Origin of the sequence: Marinomonas balearica (assembly GCF_004362145.1) — a bacterium.
GTDB lineage: Bacteria > Pseudomonadota > Gammaproteobacteria > Pseudomonadales > Marinomonadaceae > Marinomonas > Marinomonas balearica.
Genome location: NZ_SNXC01000006.1, coordinates 1 through 1,955, shown reverse-complemented (window position 1 = coordinate 1,955; position 1,955 = coordinate 1). Strand labels below are relative to the sequence as shown.

Annotated in this window: 1 protein-coding gene; it reads right to left on the bottom strand. The window is 40.8% G+C overall.

Annotation, left to right across the window (positions count from 1 at the left end):
• Positions 1-582 precede the first annotated feature (582 nt).
• The gene (locus DFP79_RS01670; protein WP_133502225.1) at positions 583-1,191 is read right to left on the bottom strand and encodes a hypothetical protein; all 609 of its coding nucleotides are present in this window, start codon (positions 1,189-1,191) and stop codon (positions 583-585) included.
• Positions 1,192-1,955: the final 764 nt, after the last annotated feature.

Sequence of the window (1,955 nt, the reverse complement as noted above, 5' to 3'; positions counted from 1 at the left end):
TCCTTCTGAGCATATAACAATTAAGGGTTATACGGCGGCGCAGCCGCAGTTATAACCGTCTGTTGAACTGCCGCGTCTTTATATAGGGAATTTGCTTTTTTCATGATGCGACTTCCCTGTGTCTTTGCGGTGTATTTTCGAGTGCTCTTGTCCTTAAATCAGGCTCAAAATACTCTTTTTGATCGTTTTTTTATCGTCTATCTCTATAGTTTTACCCAGATCCTAGGCGATTGGCAAGCCTAACCCCTCAGGGTCTTTGACCTGACTCTATTCTCGCTGACGTTCGAGCAAAGTTATGGGTGGCCTGCATTGTTGGCTCTGATTCACACACATCAGTCAGGGCTAAACGGATTTTATTATCGAGTTTCTTATCGGATTTACGCATAATACTTTGGGATCATGGGTCAGTTAGAATTTAATTTAACTCTGACCCTAATTATTTATCTCAGGAATATTAGAAATAGTATCGACTAGGTATTTTTCACTCATGAGCATTAACGCTTGCAACAGGGGCGAGCAACTTGTTGCGAGTCCAAGCCACAACGTGGCTGAACCTGATTGCACTTGTTATACGAAAACAATTTATGACCACCAATTATTAAGCCTATGTTTGGGCAATTCGTGATTTTTACCGTTTAGGCCTATCCCTATTTCTTGTGAAAATTTATCCATCAAGGCACTGTAGCTTTTATCGATGTCACATTGAAGTGGGCATTCATGATCTTCTACAAATAAATCATCCCACTTATTATCCCAATCTGCTCCATAAGCTGCCTTATGTTGAGTTGATTCAACTCGAATAGCTGCATCTTTACCCCAGCCTCTATAGGAGAGAAAACACACTTTCATAAGCTCTTCATAGCAAGCTGAAAGTTCAGAAGAAAAAAGTGCTGCCGATGTATGAATTTTTTTATCTAATTCTCTTTTTCTAGCAACTACGTCGAGTGGGTTTAACTCTTTCCAATTTCCGATATGCAGCATGAAGCAATAAATATCATTGATTTTTGGAGAAACTTCATCGAAAACTTTAATACGCCATTGAATTATTGTTTGATTCTCCCATTGCTTCTGCTCTATAGATTTTATATTTCTGTTAATTAAATATCCAAACACTAATACAATCATTGGAGTCGACATTGAAACAAATAATTTGATAATTTCAAGAGAATTCCAAATGTGTGCTACTTCCATATATCCCTCCTTTCGTATAACAATTAAGGGTTATACGGCGGCGCAGCCGCAGTTATAACCGTCTGTTGAACTGCCGCGTCTTTATATAGGGGATTTGCTTTTTTCATGATGCGACCTCCCTGTGTCTCTGCGGTGTGTTTTCGAGTGCTCTTGTCCTTAAATCAGGCTCAAAATACTCTTTTTGATCGTTTTTTTATCGTCTATCTCTATAGTTTTACCCAGATCCTAGGCAATTGGCAACCCTAACCTCTCAGGGTCTTTGACCTGATTCTATTCTCGCTGACGTTCGAGCAAAGTTATGGGTGGCCTGCATTGTTTTCTTCTGAGCATATAACAATTAAGGGTTATACGGCGGCGCAGCCGCAGTTATAACCGTCTGTTGAACTGCCGCGTCTTTATATAGGGAATTTGCTTTTTTCATGATGCGACCTCCCTGTGTCTTTGCGGTGTATTTTCGAGTGCTCTTGTCCTTAAATCAGGCTAAGAAGACTCTTTATGATCGTTTTTTTATCGTCTATCTCTATAGTTTTACCCAGATCCTAGGCGACTGGCAAGCCTAACCTCTCAGGGTCTTTGACCTGATTCTATTTTCGCTGACGTTCGAGCAAAGTTATGGGTGGCCTGCATTGTTTCGGTTTTCAAAGAACGCTCCGCGAAGCGGCTTAGTTCAACGCCTCAAACACCGGCTTGGTGAAGTTGGCGGCTTTTTTGCGCAAGCGAAAAAGGTGACAGCTTTACCAAGTCCGAGTGATTTGACTTGTTAT